This window comes from Bradyrhizobium sp. BRP20 (genome assembly GCF_020194215.1).
GTDB classification, from domain to species: Bacteria; Pseudomonadota; Alphaproteobacteria; order Rhizobiales; family Xanthobacteraceae; genus Bradyrhizobium; species Bradyrhizobium yuanmingense.
On record NZ_JADYVY010000005.1, the window covers coordinates 1 to 18,446 of the forward strand.

The window sequence follows — 18,446 nt, forward strand, 5'->3', positions numbered from 1 at the left end:
GACACTACGAGATCAACCGCTTGCCGCTTGTAGTCATCCGTAAACGACCGACGTTGACGTCCTTCCATCCGACACCTCCTGGCTCTTCGAGCCTACTACAGGTGTCCATCAATTCGGAGGAGGTTCACCACCCGGCATTGAAGGCGACAACAAGCATAAGGAGGCAGGTCAACAAAGAGGGCTCGACGTCCTGAACACCTTGGGCACGCCAAATTGCGAGTAGTCCCAGCGCACAAATTCCCGAGCAAACAACAGGCCAGATCGCTGCGAACCGCCCCCGATGGGTCCGTGGCAGACGCCTGGCACGGCGAGATGCCACCAAGGCAGTCAAGGCCAACACAATCAGACAAGCGGTGAGCAAGTACATTCGACGGGATCCCTGGCGCAATCGCCGCCATCTCGAGGGCGCTGGCGAACCAATAGCGCGCGTTGATTTCCTCAACCTTAAAGCGATGGAGAAATTGTTAGTCGTCCGACGGCCAACCTCTTTGAGCGCATATCGCAAGCTTTTACCTATCTTCAGACGCTTTGGCTCACGTTAGGCACGGGCAGACGCGCCTTAAAGGTATGCAAACCTTGTTCGTATAGCGGCGCGAGCCTAGGCGGCTTTGTGTTACCATGGTGAGCATGTTTCGCATCAAAATCCCGCCCACCGTTCTCCTCTTCCTTATCGTCGGGGGCGCGTCCTGCATTTTCGTGTTTTACGGCCTCTATCTACTGATCGCGCTGATTGCCTTGAATCTGGCCTGCCTGCTGTTCGCCCCGATCGCGAGGCGGCGCGGATGGGGCGCAGAAGGGCGGCTCACGAGACATCTCAACCGTCCCCGGATGGAACACGAAAGCCGCAGGGCCATTAGGCGCGAGAGCGTACGTACCCTGCAGGAAGAGCGATGACTGCTTCAGAGGAAGTCCGAATTTGGCGGTTTCGAGTGCGCGGCTTTACGCTTGCTGGAGTTGCATGTCTCGCCTTGATTTTCTTGCTGAAGATTCTCGATCCAATCGAGCTTGTGAAAAGCTTCCTTAGTGCCCTTGTTCTGTTTTTCGCCTTCCTTTGGCTGTGCGGGCTATATTGCACCTACCGGTATTGGAGAGGTTTCAGAGAGGATGAAATACGGCGCGGCGGATCAGCGGAAACCGCTCGCGCAAAATGGCATGAACTGCACCCGCCCCCTGACTAGATGGTGGTGGGCCGCTTTGGGTCAAAAGCTGCCGTGAGCAGCTTCAAGATGCCTTTCCGCTCAGCTTTCGAAAGCAGACAATGGCCGGCCAATCCCCGTGGCGCATTCCCGCGCTGAGATCGCGCTGCGACCTCGCAGAAAGCAAGGATGCGCATCGTCACTTGGAAGCCGAATGCCAGGTCGATGTTGCCCCCCGGGACACCGCTCGCCAAAACAACGAGCCTCCTAGGAGTGCTGGTGTCAAGCGAACGCCGCCCGCTCAGGCCGCGCTGACGGCGGCGAGCTCAGCCGCCAAGAACTGCTTTTCGAATGCCTCGGCGGGCATCGGACGGCCGAAGAAATAGCCCTGCCCTTCCTCGCATCCCATGCTGACCAGGAAGTCGGCCGTTGCGCGGTTCTCGATGCCTTCGGCCACGACGGTGAGACCCAGCTGCTTGCTGAGGCCGATGGTCGAACCGACGATGGCGGCGTCGTCGGAATTCGACAGAAGACCGAAGACGAACGACCGGTCGATCTTGAGGCCGTCGAGCGGAAATTTCTTCAGATAGCTCAGGCTCGCATAACCGGTGCCGAAATCATCGAACAGGATTCGGACGCCGAGCTCCTGAATTCGCTTGAACATTTCGAGCACGCGGCGCTCGTCATGCAGCAGGATGTCTTCGGTGACTTCGATCTCGAGCAGCGACGGCGTCAGCCCGGTCTCTTCGAGCAGCGCTGCAACGGAATGCGCGAGGTCGCCGGACTGAAGCTGCGAGGGAGAGAGGTTGATCGCGACGCGCACGTCGTTGCCGGACAATTCCCAAGCCCGCGCCTGGCGGCAGGCGGTCTCCATCACCCAGTTCGCGATCCGCTCCGACAGCGCAGAGGTGTTGACAACAGGCATGAATTCGGCCGGCGAGACGTAGCCGCGCACCGGATGCCGCCAGCGGATCAGCGCTTCGGCTCCGACCAGGCTGCCGTCGATCAGACGAACTTGCGGCTGGTAGAACAGCTCGAATTCGCTGCGATCGGCGGCAAGCGCCAGCTCGCCCTCCAGCCTCAAGCGGTTCTCGAGCTCCTGCCGGATCGCGGCTTCGAATACGACGTGGCCGCCGCGCCTGGTCGCCTTGGCTTTCGTCAGCGCGAGATGGCCGTTGCTCAGGAGATCATCGGCGTTGCTCCCGCCTTCAGGATAGACGGCGACGCCAACGCTGGTCTTGACCCGGTGCTGGCGCGTGCCGGTTGCGAGAGGGGCTTCGAACGCGCGCGCGATTCGCTCGGTCACCGCCGCGACCGGCTCGGTGATCTCTGCGCAATCGATCGCGATGGCAAATTCGTCGCCGCTGAGCCGGGCGACGATCGCCTTGCCACCGACCTCGCTCCGCAGCCGCTCGGCGGCCGCGCGCAGCACCAGATCGCCGGCGGAGTGCCCTAGCATGTTGTTGATCTCTTGGAAGCCGTCGAGCCCGAGCACGAGCAACGCGACGCTCGAAGACCGTCGCTCCGCCGCGGCGATCAGATCGGTCAGGCCCACATGCAGCATGTTCCGGTTGGCCAGCCCCGTCAGCGCGTCATGTTCGGCGAGATATCGAATGCGTTCGGCTTCACGTTTGCGCACGGAGATATCGCGCAGGATGGCACCATATTGAAAGCCGTCCGTTCCCTGCCAGCCCGAGAAGCTCGCCTCGACCGGGAAGGTTTCCCCGCTCTTGCGCCGGCCTTCGAACTCGACGACGACGGCGCCGCCCGGAACCAGGAGCGCCTGGCGCGCGGCGTCGTGCATGGACGGTCTTGCACCGGCGTGTGCCGGCAAAGCGCACAGCGTTTCGAACGGGCGGCCGATGATCTCGGCCGGCATGTAGCCGAAGATCGCGCTGGCGCCGGGATTCCAGACCGTGATGCGGTGATCCTCGTCGGTGCAGACCAGCCCGTCGCCGAGCGACATCGCGATGCGATGAAAGCGGCTCTCGGCGATGCGTCCGAGCAGGCTGCGGAAGTCGATTTCGTCGAGCGCAATCGCGGTCAGGTAAGCGACGATGGCGATGTGGAACAGCGACGTATCGATGACCAGGGGCCATCTTGCCTGCACAAGGATTGCGGCCAGTTCGACCACCGCCCCGGCTGCGATCAGGATTGCGACGCGAAGTCCTGGCGCGATACGGCGCCACGAATACAGCATCAGCAGGCAGATTGCGCCCAGTCCGACCACCATGCCGACATCGGAGGTCCAGCGCAGGGTCCGGTTCTGAAGGATCGATTCAGCGGCGAGCGCCTGGAGGACCGGCCCCGAGATGATACTGCCGTTGGGAACGCTGAAACGGTCGCCGAGCTCGAGCGCCGTGGCGCCAATGATGACCTTCTTGCCTTTCAGCTTGTCGAGCGTGGCGCTATCGCCGCGCAGCACGTCGACATAGGAGACGGCGGGAATGGAGGGTGCGCGAATGCTGAAATCGATCAGAAAGGGCGGTCGCCGATTGGCGTCCTGTCCCGCCAGCACGACGGCCATCGAAGGCATGAAAGCATCGCCGAGCTTCTCGCCGAACGGATAGCGGCGAACCAGCCCGTCGGATTCGATTGCGACATTGACGAGAGCCGGCCACGACTGGTTGCTGAACGACTTCAGCGGCCGGTTGACATGGGCCGGGCCGCCCCTCGGTGTCGGCTGCTTGAAGGATGGCAGGATCGTCGAACCGCCGGCGTCTCGCAATGCCTTGGCGAAGGCCGCGTCGGAGGCGGGATCCGACGGCGTGCTGAAATCGACATCGAAGGCAACCTCCTGCGCGCCTGCCGCTTCCAGCCTTTGCAGCATTTCGGCATGGAGACGCCGCGGCCAGGGCCACACCCCGATCTGGTCGATCGACGGCGCATCGATACCAACCACGACGATGTCGCCGGTGGCCGCACGCGTTTGCCACTTGAATCGAAAATCGGTGAGCGCATTGCGAAGCGCAGCGTGCCAGCCCGTGGACAACACCACCGCGAGCGCGATCACGACAAGAACATGCGGCCGATAGCGTTTCACCAGAGCCTCCCCCCACACCCGCCCCGACGGACGCGTCCACCTAGAGTTCAGCGTCTGCCGTGCCCATTGCTGCCATTTCCATGGCCGTGGCCGTTGTTGCCTCTGCCATTGCCGGTGGCGCCGTTGTCGGCATGGCTGCTGTTACCGTGACCGTTGCTGCCGCCGTTACCGCTATTGTTTGGATTGCCGCCGTTGCCGCTGTTGCCGCCGTTGCCGTTGTTGTTACCCGAATTACCGTTGCCACCGTCCTTTCCGTTGTTTGCTCGCGGGGCATCGCTGGATGCGCCGGCCGTCGTTGCGGCGATCGTGGCGTTCGCGCTGGCGGCACCGCTGCTTGCCGCGCCGTTGGATGCAGCCGGGCTCGTCTTGCCATCGTTCCAGATCGTCTGACTGTCGCCCCTGGCATTCGCGTTACGTGCCTGCCCCGGCGGAACGCCGCCGTGCGCAAGGCCGCGCGTCGCCTTGTGGACGTTCAGCTTGACCTCTCCCAGCGCGGCCGAAATGCGCACGGCTCCTGCCTTGGGGGCATGCCCCCCGGCCGCCTGCCCCGAGGCCTTGGGTGCGCCGGCCGCCTTGCTTCCCTTGTCGATGGGGCCGAGCGCATGGATGGCATGGCCATTGGCCGCATGGCGCGGCGCCGACAGGCCCGACTTCGGCACTGGGACACGCTCGATCGTGGGTGCGCGGGGCTTGCCCTGCTCGATCGGATTGAGCGTCCCCGCACCGCTGAGGCTGAGACCGGGCTTGCCGTGTTCGAACACGGTGGCCGCTTGTCCGGGCATCACTTGCGCAATCTGTCCCGTCTTGAAATCGGAGACTTCGACCTGGCCGCGGAGCACGCCGACCTTGGTGCTACCGGCACCGACCGTGACGCTGAACTGCGTTCCCTTGACCACGGCGGCGAGATAGGGCGTCTCGACCTCGAAATGCTTGACGTTGCGCTTCTCGACCTCGAGCAGGATCGAACCCGCCTGCTGGATGATGGTGGTCGACAGGCCGTCCTTCTTCTCGGCCGGCAGGCCCACCACCGAATTGGGAGAGATCAGGATCGTTTCCTCGCCGCGGACGAGGAGGACGCGCCCGTTGCGACCGGTGCGAATGGTATCGCCAGGTTTCAGCGTTCCTTCTGACGTCAACGACACCTGCTGGGCGCCGCTCGTGGCAAGCCAGACCTCGCCCGAGGATTTGCTGACCGACCACACACCGTCGTCCGCCGCGAATGCGCTGGAGGCCGATCCCAGGATCAGCGCCGCCGCCAGGGCGCGCCGCATTCCAACTCTGCCGAACATGATGATCCTCAGCCCGCGTTTACAGCCAAGCCTGAGGGGTATCCGAAATCACTCAAGATAGGATTATCGGAAAGCGGCCAGCGGAGCGGCCGGATTAACCAATCGTTGACCATAAAAACCTATGAAAAATCATGCGGCTAACGAACCCTTACCGCCCCTTGGCAGATCCTCCGTCGAACTACGGAGACAAAGTCGCCGCGCGCGGTGAGAAGCGGCATCTCCTTACCGCATTGGTATCGGCGGCAGTAATTTTCGCGGCGACTCCAGCGGCACTCGCTCAACAGGCGAACCAGCCGGGCTTCGATCCGCGCCAGCCCGAGAAATATTTTGATAACCAGACCGAGCAGGAATCGCTCGGTCGGCCGCCGGTTCGGTTGCCGAGCGTCGGACAGCCCACGACGGGCGGCGATACCAAGCCGCAATTCGTGCTGCGCGGCGTCAGCGTCAGCGGCGCCCATGCGGTTTCCCCTGATCGCATCGCCGCTGTCTACCAGCCTTATCTCGGCCGGAAGGTCTCGCAGGCGGATCTGGCCGCGATCGCAGGCGCCATCAGCGACCTCTACCGCGAAGCCGGCTTTCATCTGAGCCGCGCCATCGTGCCACCACAAGACATCGCCGACGGCCGTGTCCGGATTCAGGTCCTGGAAGGTGCGATCGTGCAGGCCGAGTTGAAGGGCGACGGTGCCGAACAGTTCGGCGTAAGGCCGATGCTGGCGTCGGTTCTGACCGAACAGCCTTCGCGACTGGCAACGCTCGAACGCCAGCTCTTCCTGATCAATGGCAGGCCGGGCGTCCGGATCACCGACACTGCGCTGGAGGAGATCGGCGGTACGACGGGCCGCTTCCGCCTGACCATCTACTTGAAAACCTGGCACGTCTTCACCTCGTTCGGCCTCGACAATCTCGGATCCTCGTCGGTCGGTCCCTGGCAGACCTACGCCACCGGCGCGTTCAACTCCTACCTCGCGCCCGGCGATGCATTGGCGGTCAACCTGTCGACCATTGCCAACGACCCCCGCCAGCTCGGCTTCGCACGGCTGTCGTACGATGCGCCCGTCGGCGTCGACGGTGTCCGCCTGGGTGCTTCCGTGCTGTACAGCGCGGTAAGGCCGGGCGATATGCGCCGGCTCGATAGCGACATCACCACGACCCACGCGTTCGAGCTGCGTGCCAGCATGGTCCCGTTGCAGTCGCAATCCTCCACGCTCACGCTGACCGCCGCCACGACCTTCAGCAATGTGTCCGAGCATGACCTTTACGGGCCCTGGTACAACGACCACATCAGGACGGCGAGCCTGACCGCCGACTACCGGCTGTTGGATCCTTTTGGCGGCACCAATTTTGCGACTCTGACCTACCGTCAGGGGCTCGACGTTTTTGGCGCCTCGCATTTCGAGGACGATCTGTTGTCACGCGACGGAGCCTCCTCGAACTTCTCGGTCCTGAACCTCTGGTTCACGCGCTACCAGACACTCAACGATGTCTGGTCGCTCAAGCTCGCTGCCGCGAGCCAGACGGCGTCGCGCCCGCTGTTCACTTCGCAACAATTCTATCTCGGCGGCGCGGCCTTCGGCCGTGGCTATGGCGCAGCCGAGATCAGCGGCGACAACGGCCTTGCCGGCTCGCTCGAGCTGCGCTTCGACCAGAAGCTCAATTTCCGCTATTGGACCGGCTACCAGCTCTATGCCTTTGGCGACGCTGGCGCAGTCTGGAACCACGGTTATCGCCTGAGCGACGGGCTGTCGCTGACATCGGCCGGAGCCGGTGTGCGCTTCTTCCTGCCGGACGACCTCCAGGCCGATTTCGGCGTCGCCGTCCCCTTAAGCTACCGGGCGCCGGACAACGAGCGTCGCAGCCCACGCTTTCTTTTCACGCTGTCGAGCGCGTTCCGGCTCTGCCCCGAACGCGGCCGGGCGAGCTGTCTCTAGCCGCCCGGTCCTTCGGGCGGGATGTCGCATCCTGACAGCTTTTCCCCGCGGCCATCCTTCGAGACTCCCGCTTGAGGCGGGCTCCTCAGAATGAGGCCGGAGTGCGCGGCCGGAGTTTCCACGGGCACAGACGCTGATGAGCCTCATCGTGAGGAGACGCTCGACCGCTTCCTGCGTGACAGCGCCAGCAGCGCGCTCACGCCTGCGGATACGAAGAGCCCAATGATCATGAACCCGGGCGACTATTGGCCGGGACGCTTTGCGGCAGATCAAGGCGGCTCCGACACGGCACGCTAAGAAACCACATGCTGTCGGAGAGACACGTGTCGCACTATACCGGAAGTCTTGGTACGAAAAGCCTTGTTCCGAAGGGCCTGCCCGCGGCGAGAGTGCCGGCATTCATGCGGCATCTCTATCGTTCGACCCGCAGGCTGCTGCGCTCGATCGTCGCTCGCATCGATCTCTCGCAATTTCCAGGATCCTGCTGCGGATGAGCGCGGCAGCCGCAAGCGAATGCAGAAAGATTGCCCTATGCTCCGACATGTGAGACGGATTTTCCTGCTGCTTGGCCTCGTCTCTGGCTTCGGCTCGTCGTCCGCTCTCGGTGCTGATGCCGGTCACGGCGCCGAACTCGCCAGGCGCTGGTGCGCGAGCTGCCATGTCGTGGCGAACGGACAGGCTCAGGCGAGCGCCGACGTCCCTTCCTTTGCGTCCGTCGCGCGCAGGCCGGATTTCAGTGCGGAAAGGCTCGCATTCTTCCTGCTCGATCCGCACCCGAAGATGCCGAATTTTCCCCTGAGCCGAACCGAAGCCGGCGATATCGCGGCCTACATCGCATCGCTGCGTTAGATGCCTGATCGGCCGCCGAAGGCCGCGCTCGCGCAAACCGAGCGGCGCGCTTTTCCGAAGGTCATACTTCAGCAATAGTCTGAGCTTCATCCCGGATGGTCACGCCGGGCTGCACGAAGGCTGCAAATGCAAATCCCTGCCGGTGGACCGGCAGGGATCAGCAGAAAGGATGACAGACGGCGAATGAGATCATTCGGTGGCCCATCATGGACCTGCACCGGTATCGAAGCGCGGATCTTCAAGTCATACAAGATCAATTTGTGGGCACGCTGTACACAGACCGAAAATCAGGACTTGCCCTTGCCGGGTTGCATGAGACTGCCGGTCATCTGACGCATGTGATCTCCGGCGCTGGTGAACTGACTGCGGAGGAAATCGGATTGGATTCGCATCGCCTCCTGGAGGTCGGTGGCATGCACCAGCTTGCGCGCATGCTCGAAGGCCGACTTCATGTTCTGCTCCGTGAAAGCCAACGCCTGCTTCGACACCTCTGTCCCCGCCCCCGGAACGGACGACATCGATTTGGTCGCCGCTTCAAAGAACATGCCGAAGGCCTTTTCGGCCTGGTCGATGGTCTTCTCGGCCAAATCACGCAGTTCGGCCGGAACTTCGATTTTCGGTTCGATCATGGTCTCACTCCTCCCTTTTTCCGTCTGAATACCACATTTGCCTGACCGCCATCCAGCCGCCAGCGCTCCGGCGAACGATGCCGGGGAGCCTGCTCTGGCAGGAAAATGGGCAGGATGGGCGCGCGGCCGGGCTCTAGGATAAGGGGTGCTCGGGAAGAGCTTCGTCGGTGGCGAGATCTTCGACCAGCTTGATCACCTCGAAGCGCTGTCGCGGCGCGAGCTTCAGGAAGGCCCGGAGCAGACGCAGACTTTCCACGGTGCTGCCTGCAGGCACACCGAGCTTGAGATGCAGCTCAGCCGCGAAATTGAGGTTTTTCATCTCGCACCTATGACAAGCATCGGTCGTGATCCGCTCGAGAACCGAACGCCGCAACAGAACTATGGCGACGAACGTTCGGCCGAAGGGACCCGCCGGGTTGCAGGCTGAACCGCGTCCAAACGACGGCTTCCATTTGGTTGCAACTATGCCAAGCAACAACCCATCCGGCAAGCCCAACCGTGGGTATAGCGATGCTTGGTCTGCATCGCGCCACAGCGTTTTCCGGATAACAGGAATATCGATCGCCGTCACCCACCTGCGTCAAGAAGCGTCATCAATCACGCGCACAGCCCCTCTTGCTGTCAATCAACACGGGGTTTCGTCGTGTTTCCGATGTCAAATGCACGTTAGCGCGCACGAATTGGCGATTCTTCAGCAAGATACACGCATTTGTTGAATCCGTCCCGGCGGTTGCATTAAGCGCGTGAAAGTCGATCTCGCGGCCGGTCCACCGTGAACCGCCGTCCACGCGCGAGCGACCAAGCCGTTGCGGCACGGCCACGCAGACACGGGCGCCATGGCTGAAAACTCTTCGATTTGGGCGCGCCTCAGCACCAAAAGGACGACGGCATGCTTTCTCGCTGCGATCTCATCAAGGGCGCCGCAATCGCGCTTCTCACCCTCTCGACACAAGGCGCATGGGCGCAGGAGACCAAGATGAACCTGTTCAAGATCGTCACCGTCAAGGACGAAATCGTCGTCGGACTGTCGGCGCAGGAGCTTCAGGCGCTCGGCGGCAATGATGCGAGCGCCGTTGCACACGCGCTGGCACAGAAGGGCGATCTCACCGTCTGGCAATACAACGTGCATCGTGGCCCCAACGGCGAATTACAGCAGGCACCGACAGCCAAGATCGGGCTGCTGGCCCATGCCTCGCTGCGCGTCGAGCCCTACACCACGCCTTACCAGATCGTCCCTCACCCGTAAGCAATGGGCGGAGCGCCGGCGGCCGAGACCGCCGACGCTCCGCAATCATCCACGTCGGCCCCCGCGCGCCGTTCCCGTCTCCGTCGCGAAGCCGTAGATCAGCGCCAGCCGGTCCAGGCATTCGCGAAAACGCCGCGCGAAGTAATCGTTCCAGCGTTGCGTGCGGACGGCACGACGCTGCCCAACCTGATCCATGGTCAGACCCAGCACCAGCACGTCGTGCACCAGCGCGGCGCCGTCGGTGCCGAGCTCTCGTTCGATCCTGTTGAGCCGCAGCACCGCCTGGCGCTGGCTTTCGGTGACGGGCTCACGCGTGCCCGTCCCATCGACATATTCGCGCGTCGTATCCACCGCCTGCGGGCCGCGCTCCGCCCGCTCCCAATCGTTCTGGAAGGCGCGGCCGCCGCGGTACTGCGCCTCGTCGATCTGATGGTGCGCGTGCAGCCGGCCAAGCGGATCGCCGCGGACCGACCGGATCGCCAGGATCTTCTCGCCGGAATCGAGCGTGAGCGGATTGTCGACCTCCACCTCCGCGATCTCGGCGTTGAACGGCACCTCCCGCGACCGCCGGTCGTAGATCTGCGCCAATTTGTAGGACTTGTTGCGTCGGGCATGAGCCACTCGGATCTCCTTGCAAGACTGAGAGTTGAACGGAGGGCGGCACCGTCAGATCGCCGAGACCAGCTTCAGCACGACCGGGCCTGCGGCACGGGCCGCCGACGCAGCCTCGGAACGGCGCGTCAGACGGCCATGCGGCGCGCAATAGCTCGAGCCCGGCTGGCGCGGGTGGCCGCAGAAGGTGATCTCCTCACCGTCCTTGTCGCCGCCATAGGGATAGCGGCAGTCGGCCGGCTCGAGCTCGACCAATTGGATCAGGCGCGGCTGGATGCCGACACAGCGCAACTTCACCCGCGCCGCAGGCTTCATGGCGGACTTCGGCGGCAGATTGAGGCTCGGCCACGCCACCCGGCGCGGCGAAAGCAGGCTGGGTTCACCCGGCAAGGCCGGCGCGAGCGCCGGGCTCGTCATCCATTGCGGCACGATGAGCCGGAGCCGCTTGGCGCGGCCGACCACCGCGCTGCGCGTATAAGCCGTTCCAAACCTTGCGTTTATCTGTCTTCCGATCTCCGCATAAGACATGCCTTTGTGAAAATAGTCGCGAAGCGCGTCGGAGTGCTCCGACGGCCAATGGCCCGGTTCCATGCTGCTGTCCTGTGATGCGCCTCCACCCGGGAGGGCGAGACGCACATTCCGTTATTCCGAATATAGAGTCAAGCCGTATTTCTGATATTCATAATTGCATCAATTCCGAATTTCGGATTACAAGAGGCGAGACGGTGCGCAATCGAGGGAATCGCCATGTTGGACGTAGCAATGATCGAGCGGGGCCTGGAGAAGACGGGCAAGAGCAAGGGCGGCCTGGCTGCGGCCATGGGCGTGCGGCCCGGCGCGGTCTCGGAGATTCTCGGCGGCGAGCGCCTGGTGAAGGCCTCGGAGATCATTCCGATCATGGAATATCTCGAGCTCAATCTCGCGCCGATCATGGGGCGCGTCGGAGCCGGCGCCGTGATCGAGCCGGACTACGAACAGGTTCCGCCGGAAGGTCTCGGCGACGTCGCGTTGCCCTTCCCGATCATGGAAGAGACGATCGCATTCGAGATCGTGGGCGATTCGATGCTGCCCAAATACGAAAGCGGCGACGTGATCGTCGTCTACAAGGACCAGCGCCACCCGCTGTCGAGCTTCTACGGCGAAGAGGCAGTGGTCCGCCTCAAGACCGGCGAGCGCTATCTGAAGACCATCGAGCGGGGCAAATCTCCCTCAGTGGTCAACCTCACGAGCTTCAATGCCAAGCCGATCGTCGGCGTCAAGCTTGACTGGGTCGGGGAGATCTGCCTGTCCATGCCCAAGGGACAGCTTGAGCGGCTGCGTGCGAAGTCGGCGCGGCCGCGCAAGAAGGGCAAATGAGAGCCGCCGCTTCTGATTAATAGAAATCACACTTGACATAGTTCCGATTTTCGGAAATAATGTGCCGCGTCCCGACCATGGGGCGCGGCAGGGTCGTTTCATGCAATACTTCGTCGTGATGATCGATTACGGACGGCGGGGCCGCGAGGCGGTCGTCGATCCCGAAATCACCCGGCGCGAGGTCATTTCCCGCCTCGCCTCGGGTGAGTATCGGAACGTCTCGTTCATCCACGAGATCGTGGAGAACTCGGTCGAAGATGTCACCGCGGCCATCCTGGCCGAGGCGGCCCTCCCACGGATCGAGCCCGAGGACGTCGATCTCCAGGCAATCCGCCTCGATCACGTCCGCGATCTGCGCAAGCACGAGAGGACGTGACGCAGGCCTAGAGCATGATCCGGACCTGAAGGGCCGCGTTAGCGCAAAGTGTGCAGCGGTTTTCCGAAACGATCATGATCAATCAACAGCCTAAAGCGCGATGACGTGACGATTCATCCTAATCACATCGCGCTTTAGAGCTCGCGCCACCGTCCCGTTGGGCATTACACCAGGAGAACGGTCGATCCCGTGGTCTTGCGTGCCGCAAGATCGGCATGCGCCTTGGCGGCGTCCTTTAGCGGGTAGGTCTGGTGCACCTCGATCTTGACCGCGCCGGACTTGACGACGTCGAACAGCTCATTCGCCATCGCCACCAGATTTTCGCGCTTGGCGGCGTAGGTAAACAGCGTCGGACGCGTGACGTAGAGCGAGCCCTTCTGGGCGAGCAGGCCAAGATTAAGCGGCTCCACCGCGCCGGAGGACTGGCCGAACAGCGCGGCGACGCCGAGCGGGGCGAGGCAATCCAGCGATTTCAGGAACGTGTCCTTGCCGACGGAGTCGTAAACCACTGGCACTTTCTTGCCGCCGGTGATCTCGTCGACCCGCTTCACGAAATCTTCCCTTGTATAGATGATGACATGGTCGCAGCCATGCGCCTTGGCGAGCTTCGCCTTCTCGTCGTTGCTGACGGTGCCGATCACGGTCGCGCCGAGATGCTTGGCCCACTGGCTCAAGATCAGGCCGACACCGCCGGCGGCCGCATGCAGCAGGATGGTATCGCCGGCTTTCACCCGATAGGTCTGGCGGATCAGATATTGCGTGGTGAGCCCCTTGAGCATCATCGCCGCCGCCGTCTTGTCGTCGACGCCGTCGGGCAATTTCAACAGCCGGTCGGCGGGGATCAGCCGCGCCTCCGCATACGCCCCGAGCGGCGAGGCGCCATAAGCGACGCGATCGCCCGGCTTCAGATCGCTGACGCCAGGCCCGACCTCTTCGACGACGCCAGCCGCCTCGCTGCCGAGCCCGCTCGGCAGTTGCGCCGGATAGAGGCCGGAACGGTTATAGATGTCGACGAAATTGAGGCCGACCGCGGTGTGGCGGATGCGCGCCTCGCCGGGCCCAGGTTTGCCGACGCTGACCTCCTCCCAGACCAGGACTTCCGGACCGCCGGTTTTGTGAAAGCGAATGGCATGCGTCATGGGCGTGCTCCTTTATCGTTGAAATGAAAGTTCGAACACCGGATCGGCCTGTGAAATAGGCATTTGGTCCGCCCGTTACAGTATAGAAGCCGTAACAAGAATGTCACAGCGAACCACAAACAGCCGCCGTTCCGCCTCCGTTCGAAAGAGTTGATGAGGGCCCCGCGGCGACCCGCAGTAGCCTTGCGCGGGGTTTGATGGTCGCCTGCGAAGGAGAGCCGAGATGCCAGCTTACGTTCAGCATCATCAGGACGTCGAAATCGCGCCAGTGAATTGCCCTACCTGTATGGGGTTCCTGCCGATGTATGTGCGCGAGGTCGAGCCGCATTGGAGCCTAGCCAAGATCGACTTCGTCTATGAATGCGCCGATTGCGGCGCCGAGCTGAGGCAGACGATCCGCAAGCCGGAGCTGCTGCGGCACTGATCGCGCCAACAGCGAAGCGCTCAACTATTTGCGCTTAGCGGAAAAACGCCGTTCACGCGGGTCAGATGTCTCCCAAACGTGGCTTGTTCTTTGCCTGGAACGCAGGCAGAACAAGCCTCAAGCAAGACCTTTGGGAGCGCCCTTTCGTGGCTGATCAGAAGGCCTCGACCTCGATCGAGGCAGTGGAGAGCGGCCTCGCCGCGCAGGGCTACATCGCGAGCCGGCAGATCGCGACTGCCGTCTATTTGTCGCAGCAGATCGAGAAGCCGATCCTGGTCGAGGGCCCCGCGGGCGTCGGCAAGACCGAGCTCGCCAAGGCGATCGCGGCTTGGCGCGGCATGAAGATGATCCGCCTGCAATGCTATGAGGGCCTCGACGAGGCCAAGGCGCTCTACGAGTGGAAATACGCCAAGCAGCTTCTCTACACGCAGATCCTCAAGGACAAGCTCGGCGAGGTTCTCGGCGGCGCGCAGACGCTGCATGCCGCGCTCGACCAGCTCCACGATTTCGGCGACGTGTTCTTCTCCAAGGAATTCGTCGAGCCGCGGCCGCTGCTCCAGGCGCTTGAGCAGCCGGGCGGCTGCGTGCTCCTGATCGACGAGATCGACAAGTCGGACGCCGAATTCGAATCGCTGCTGCTGGAAATCCTGTCCGACTTCCAGGTCACGATCCCCGAGCTCGGAACCGTTTCGGCGATCACGCCGCCGACGGTGATCCTCACCTCCAACAGCGAGCGCGACCTCGGCGATGCCCTGAAGCGACGCTGCCTGCATCTGCATATCGGCTTTCCCGAGCAGCGGCTCGAGGAGCGCATCGTCGAAAGCCGTGTGCCCGGCATCTCGCAGACGCTGCGCCGGCAGATGGTCGGCTTCATCCACGAGATCCGCTCGCTGGATCTGAAGAAGCTGCCCTCGGTCAGCGAGACCATCGACTGGGCGCGTGTGCTGGTACTGCTCCAGGCTTCCGAACTCGATACTGAGATCGTCAAGGACACGCTCAACGTGCTCCTGAAATACGAAGCCGACATCGAGGCCGCGACGCCGCAGGTGACGACCTTCATTGCCAAGGCGGCCCGGTCCAACGTCTTCGGTTGACGCCGATGCGCGAAAATCTCCATCGCTTCTTTCGGGCGGCACGCGGGGCTGGCGTTCACGTCTCGCCGGCCGAAAGCATCGATGCGATGCGCGCCGTCGCGCAGGTCGGCATCTCCGACCGCGCCGTGCTACGCGATGCGCTGCTGCTGACGCTCGCCAAGTCGCAGGACGAGAAGCTCGCGCTCGGCGACTGCTTTGATCTGTTCTTCAGCCAGCCGGAGCCGCGACAGGAGCAGCCTGAGGCTGCCGGCGAAGACGATGCTGCGCAAGGCGAGGATCAGCCGCCCTCCGCCGGCTCGGCGAGCGAGGCGGGCGAAGGTCAGCCTTCCCAGGGCCTGGGTCCCTTGGCGCAGATGCTATTGTCGCAGGATCGCAACGCGATCGCTGCCGCGATTGCCAGCGCCTCCGGCGCGGCCTCCCTGTCCGACATCCGCTACTCCACCCAGCGCGGCATATTCTCCAGCCGCATCCTCGACGCCATGGGCCTCCAGCGCCTGCGCGACGATCTCGACCAACTGACCGCGACCAACCCGTCGCTGGCCGAGCGCCTGCGCGCCGCGCTCGATGCCTTGCGCGAAGCCGTGCGCGATACGGTCTCGCAAGGGCTCGCACTCTATGCCCGCGAGGAGGCCGAGAACCTCCGCAACGAGATCCTGCGCAACGCGCCGCTTGCCCGCATCGAGCGGCGCCAGGTCGCCGAGATGCGTGCCCTCATCCGCCAGATCGCACGCCGGCTGCGCGAGCGCTATTCCAAGCCGCGCAAGCGCCAGCGCCGCGGCCATCTCGACGTTCGCCGCACGCTCCGCCGCAACGCAGCCTGGGGCGGCGTGCCCTTCCTCACGGCATGGAAGCGCAAGCATCGCGACAGGCCGAAGATCGTCGCGCTGTGCGACGTCTCGGGCTCCGTTGCGCAAGTCTCGGACTTCTTCCTGCTGCTGATCCACTCGCTGCACGAGGTGGTCGACGACGTCCGCTCCTTCGCCTTCTCTTCGCACCTGATCGAGGTCAGCGAGATCCTGGAGACGAAGTCGCCGGAGGAGGCGATGTCCGAGATCATGTCCAAGGTCGGTTTCGGCTCGTCGGATTACGGCGCCTCGCTGGTCGATTTCGAGAAGGAGTTCATGAGCGCGCTGACGCCGCAGACCACGGTGATCGTGCTCGGCGATGCCCGCAGCAACAATCTCGACCCACGCGCCGACATTTTGCGCCGGATCTCCGAGCGTTCGAAGCGGTTGGTCTGGCTCAATCCCGAGGGGCGGCTCGCCTGGGGCTTTGGCGATTCCGAGATGCCGCGCTACGCAACCTTTTGCAGCGTCGTGCGCCAATGCGCCACCGCGCAACAGCTCGAACGCGCTGTTTCCGATATTGTGGCGACTTATCAATAAGCAATAACAGCCGCCTCCGTCAGGCGGCGTTCAGCTCGGCCTGATTGCATTCCCGAAAGTGACGCGCGATTTCGTCGAGCGCGCGCTGCTCCCATTCTTCTGCCTGCGCCAGCCAGAACGGCCGGCGCTTCGAATCGAGCGCCGCGCGCTCTCGGCAAAGGAATTCCTGCCTGCGAATTTCCACCAGCCTGTTCATGCACTCCACTCCGGCCGTGTGAAGCCATTCCCCGCAGGCCAAGGTAACAGAGTCCTCAATCTCCCGCCTCATCATTTCTGTGCATATCGCGACGCCAAATAGGACAGTGATGCTTGCCGTGCACTGCGGCAGCTCGCATCGCAACATCAAGTGCGGATCATCAATTAGTGATCGGAGAACGTGACGGTAGTCGTGCACTAACGACGTTAACTCTTGTGGCGCAACGAAGTGCCGCAATTTGTGAAGAGATGTTCTAAACAGCTGACCGAATTCCCGACTCATTGTCGTCGCATGGTCTTCATGCGGCGCCGCTAACAGGGGCACGCGAACCGGACGATCGGCTGAGGCACCATGAGCAACGATTTCGAGTTTGATCTATCGACCGACCAGTGGGAAGCGCTAAAGGCGCTTCGCAACCCGGTGTCGAACGGTCGCCTCGCGAAGGCCTATCTCGTCGAAAGCCTCGCCAAGCTCGGCCTCGTTGTCATGAATGACGGCGTGCCTGCGATAACATCCACAGGACGCAAGGTGCTGGTGCGCGGCTCATGCCGGCTGCTCGATCTCGTGGCGTGACGAGATCGCCTGCTGCCGCGTAACTGCGCCATCGCCTGAAAAATAACCTTTAGCTCTTCATCGAAATCGGATTTGCTTCTTGCGACAAGATCTGGCGCGCAACGACGCTGCGCCAGACAGGCAAGGGAGCTGATCATGAACGGGCTTGGCGGGCTGAACAAATCCCCCAACGGTGTGGTTATCGGACTTGTGCAGCTGCAGCTGCCTAGCGTGGTGAGCGCGGCCGATCTCGCCAGGCAGACCGAGCGCATCGTCTGGATGGTCGGCAAGGCCCGCCGCAATCTCTCCACCATGGATCTGGTGGTCTTCCCCGAATACTCGCTGCACGGCCTGTCGATGGACACCAATCCGGAGATCATGTGTCGGCTTGACGGACCGGAGGTTGCGGCCTTCAAGCAGGCCTGTGTCGATAACAAGATCTGGGGCTGCTTCTCCATCATGGAGTTCAACCCGCATGGCAATCCCTACAACTCGGGCCTGATCATCGACGATCACGGCGAGATCAAGCTCTACTATCGCAAACTTCATCCCTGGATTCCGGTCGAGCCGTGGGAGCCCGGCGACATCGGCATTCCCGTGATCGAGGGACCGAAGGGCGCGAAGATCGCGCTGATCATCTGCCATGACGGCATGTTCCCGGAGATGGCACGGGAATGCGCCTACAAAGGCGCGGAGATCATGATCCGCACCGCCGGCTACACCGCGCCGATCCGCGAAGCCTGGCGCTTCACCAACCAGGCCAATTCGTTTCAGAATCTGATGATCACCGCAAATGTCTGCATGTGCGGCTCGGACGGCTCGTTCGATTCCATGGGCGAAGGCATGATCATCAATTTCGACGGCACGGTCCTGGCGCATGGTACGACCGGCCGTGCCGACGAGATCATCACCGCAGAGGTCCGGCCGGATCTCGTGCGCGAAGCCCGCATCAACTGGGGCGTCGAAAACAACATCTACCAGCTCTGGCACCGCGGCTATGTCGCGGTGAAGGGCGGCGCGATGGACTGCCCCTACACCTTCATGCAGGACATGGTCGCCGGCACCTTCCGATTGCCGTGGGAAAATCAGGTCAAGGTCACCGACGGCACCTCGTGCGGCTTCCCGGCCCCGACGCGGATGTTCGGCAAGACGGCGAAGGCGGCGGAATAAGCCGGTTTCTCGGGTGAAACCG

The 18,446-nt window shown here is 62.9% G+C and carries 21 protein-coding genes; 12 read left to right on the forward strand and 9 right to left on the reverse strand.

The features are described from left to right. A partial coding sequence (locus I6F33_RS13660) for a hypothetical protein (protein ID WP_225142901.1) occupies positions 1 to 194 on the forward strand: 194 nt, incomplete at its 5' end. A 433-nt stretch (positions 195 to 627) separates the two neighbouring features. Next, positions 628 to 894 carry a hypothetical protein gene (locus tag I6F33_RS13665; RefSeq protein ID WP_225111985.1) on the forward strand — a complete coding sequence of 89 codons (267 nt, stop codon included), beginning with the start codon at positions 628 to 630 and terminating at the stop codon, positions 892 to 894. A 543-nt stretch (positions 895 to 1,437) separates the two neighbouring features. On the opposite strand, the gene I6F33_RS13670 is transcribed toward I6F33_RS13665, so the two are convergent. Together I6F33_RS13670 and I6F33_RS13675 are read right to left on the reverse strand one after the other, a co-directional pair. Next, positions 1,438 to 4,179: an EAL domain-containing protein gene (locus I6F33_RS13670; RefSeq protein ID WP_225142903.1), complete on the reverse strand. Its 2,742-nt coding sequence runs from the start codon at positions 4,177 to 4,179 to the stop codon at positions 1,438 to 1,440. A gap of 47 nt (positions 4,180 to 4,226) precedes the next feature. After that, positions 4,227 to 5,468 (reverse strand): FecR domain-containing protein, encoded by a 1,242-nt coding sequence (locus tag I6F33_RS13675; RefSeq protein ID WP_225142906.1) that lies wholly within the window; start codon positions 5,466 to 5,468, stop codon positions 4,227 to 4,229. Positions 5,469 to 5,599: 131 nt separating this feature from the next. On the opposite strand from I6F33_RS13675, the gene I6F33_RS13680 reads away from it, so the two are divergent. Then, positions 5,600 to 7,396: a ShlB/FhaC/HecB family hemolysin secretion/activation protein gene (locus I6F33_RS13680; RefSeq protein WP_225142908.1), complete on the forward strand. Its 1,797-nt coding sequence runs from the start codon at positions 5,600 to 5,602 to the stop codon at positions 7,394 to 7,396. 143 nt (positions 7,397 to 7,539) lie between these two features. On the opposite strand, the gene I6F33_RS38620 is transcribed toward I6F33_RS13680, so the two are convergent. After that, complete coding sequence (locus tag I6F33_RS38620; RefSeq protein WP_368736791.1) at positions 7,540 to 7,626, reverse strand: hypothetical protein; 87 nt, start codon at positions 7,624 to 7,626, stop codon at positions 7,540 to 7,542. A 301-nt stretch (positions 7,627 to 7,927) separates the two neighbouring features. Between I6F33_RS38620 and I6F33_RS13685 the strand changes: the two genes are divergently transcribed. After that, entirely contained in the window at positions 7,928 to 8,245 is a 318-nt protein-coding gene (locus I6F33_RS13685; RefSeq protein ID WP_036007678.1) for a cytochrome c, read from the forward strand. Positions 8,246 to 8,532: 287 nt separating this feature from the next. Here the strand turns inward: I6F33_RS13685 and I6F33_RS13690 are convergent, their stop codons facing one another. Continuing rightward, on the reverse strand, positions 8,533 to 8,874 hold the full coding sequence (locus I6F33_RS13690; RefSeq protein WP_036007681.1) for a phasin: 342 nt from the start codon (positions 8,872 to 8,874) through the stop codon (positions 8,533 to 8,535). A 133-nt stretch (positions 8,875 to 9,007) separates the two neighbouring features. Further along, positions 9,008 to 9,193 carry a hypothetical protein gene (locus I6F33_RS13695; protein WP_036007684.1) on the reverse strand — a complete coding sequence of 62 codons (186 nt, stop codon included), beginning with the start codon at positions 9,191 to 9,193 and terminating at the stop codon, positions 9,008 to 9,010. A 570-nt stretch (positions 9,194 to 9,763) separates the two neighbouring features. Here I6F33_RS13695 and I6F33_RS13700 point away from each other — a divergent pair. Beyond that, positions 9,764 to 10,120, forward strand: a complete 357-nt coding sequence (locus tag I6F33_RS13700; protein WP_036007687.1) for a hypothetical protein — start codon at positions 9,764 to 9,766, stop codon at positions 10,118 to 10,120. Between the two features lie 45 nt (positions 10,121 to 10,165). On the opposite strand, the gene I6F33_RS13705 is transcribed toward I6F33_RS13700, so the two are convergent. Together I6F33_RS13705 and I6F33_RS13710 are read right to left on the reverse strand one after the other, a co-directional pair. Then, the gene (locus I6F33_RS13705) at positions 10,166 to 10,741 is read right to left on the reverse strand and encodes a hypothetical protein (protein WP_225142915.1); all 576 of its coding nucleotides are present in this window, start codon (positions 10,739 to 10,741) and stop codon (positions 10,166 to 10,168) included. 45 nt (positions 10,742 to 10,786) lie between these two features. Further along, the gene (locus I6F33_RS13710; RefSeq protein ID WP_225142916.1) at positions 10,787 to 11,323 is read right to left on the reverse strand and encodes a GcrA family cell cycle regulator; all 537 of its coding nucleotides are present in this window, start codon (positions 11,321 to 11,323) and stop codon (positions 10,787 to 10,789) included. Positions 11,324 to 11,479: 156 nt separating this feature from the next. Here I6F33_RS13710 and I6F33_RS13715 point away from each other — a divergent pair, with 156 nt between their 5' ends. Then, positions 11,480 to 12,088, forward strand: coding sequence for a S24 family peptidase (locus tag I6F33_RS13715; RefSeq protein WP_036045323.1), 609 nt, complete (start codon positions 11,480 to 11,482; stop codon positions 12,086 to 12,088). A 100-nt stretch (positions 12,089 to 12,188) separates the two neighbouring features. Then, positions 12,189 to 12,464, forward strand: coding sequence for a hypothetical protein (locus I6F33_RS13720; protein ID WP_057028627.1), 276 nt, complete (start codon positions 12,189 to 12,191; stop codon positions 12,462 to 12,464). Positions 12,465 to 12,628: 164 nt separating this feature from the next. Here the strand turns inward: I6F33_RS13720 and I6F33_RS13725 are convergent, their stop codons facing one another. Then, a complete protein-coding gene (locus I6F33_RS13725; protein ID WP_036007700.1) occupies positions 12,629 to 13,603 on the reverse strand; it encodes a quinone oxidoreductase in 975 nt (324 codons plus the stop codon). 223 nt (positions 13,604 to 13,826) lie between these two features. Here I6F33_RS13725 and I6F33_RS13730 point away from each other — a divergent pair, with 223 nt between their 5' ends. From I6F33_RS13730 to I6F33_RS13740, 3 genes are all read left to right on the forward strand, one after another. Further along, positions 13,827 to 14,027, forward strand: a complete 201-nt coding sequence (locus I6F33_RS13730; protein WP_036007702.1) for a hypothetical protein — start codon at positions 13,827 to 13,829, stop codon at positions 14,025 to 14,027. A 146-nt stretch (positions 14,028 to 14,173) separates the two neighbouring features. Then, positions 14,174 to 15,121 (forward strand): MoxR family ATPase, encoded by a 948-nt coding sequence (locus I6F33_RS13735; RefSeq protein ID WP_036007771.1) that lies wholly within the window; start codon positions 14,174 to 14,176, stop codon positions 15,119 to 15,121. Between the two features lie 5 nt (positions 15,122 to 15,126). Further along, complete coding sequence (locus I6F33_RS13740; protein WP_036007773.1) at positions 15,127 to 16,506, forward strand: VWA domain-containing protein; 1,380 nt, start codon at positions 15,127 to 15,129, stop codon at positions 16,504 to 16,506. A 19-nt stretch (positions 16,507 to 16,525) separates the two neighbouring features. Here the strand turns inward: I6F33_RS13740 and I6F33_RS13745 are convergent, their stop codons facing one another. After that, on the reverse strand, positions 16,526 to 16,702 hold the full coding sequence (locus I6F33_RS13745; RefSeq protein ID WP_167361687.1) for a hypothetical protein: 177 nt from the start codon (positions 16,700 to 16,702) through the stop codon (positions 16,526 to 16,528). A 351-nt stretch (positions 16,703 to 17,053) separates the two neighbouring features. Between I6F33_RS13745 and I6F33_RS13750 the strand changes: the two genes are divergently transcribed. Both I6F33_RS13750 and I6F33_RS13755 read left to right on the forward strand, forming a co-directional pair. Continuing rightward, positions 17,054 to 17,275 (forward strand): hypothetical protein, encoded by a 222-nt coding sequence (locus I6F33_RS13750; RefSeq protein WP_036007707.1) that lies wholly within the window; start codon positions 17,054 to 17,056, stop codon positions 17,273 to 17,275. A 135-nt stretch (positions 17,276 to 17,410) separates the two neighbouring features. After that, positions 17,411 to 18,424: a formamidase gene (locus tag I6F33_RS13755; RefSeq protein WP_225142692.1), complete on the forward strand. Its 1,014-nt coding sequence runs from the start codon at positions 17,411 to 17,413 to the stop codon at positions 18,422 to 18,424. Positions 18,425 to 18,446 lie beyond the last annotated feature (22 nt).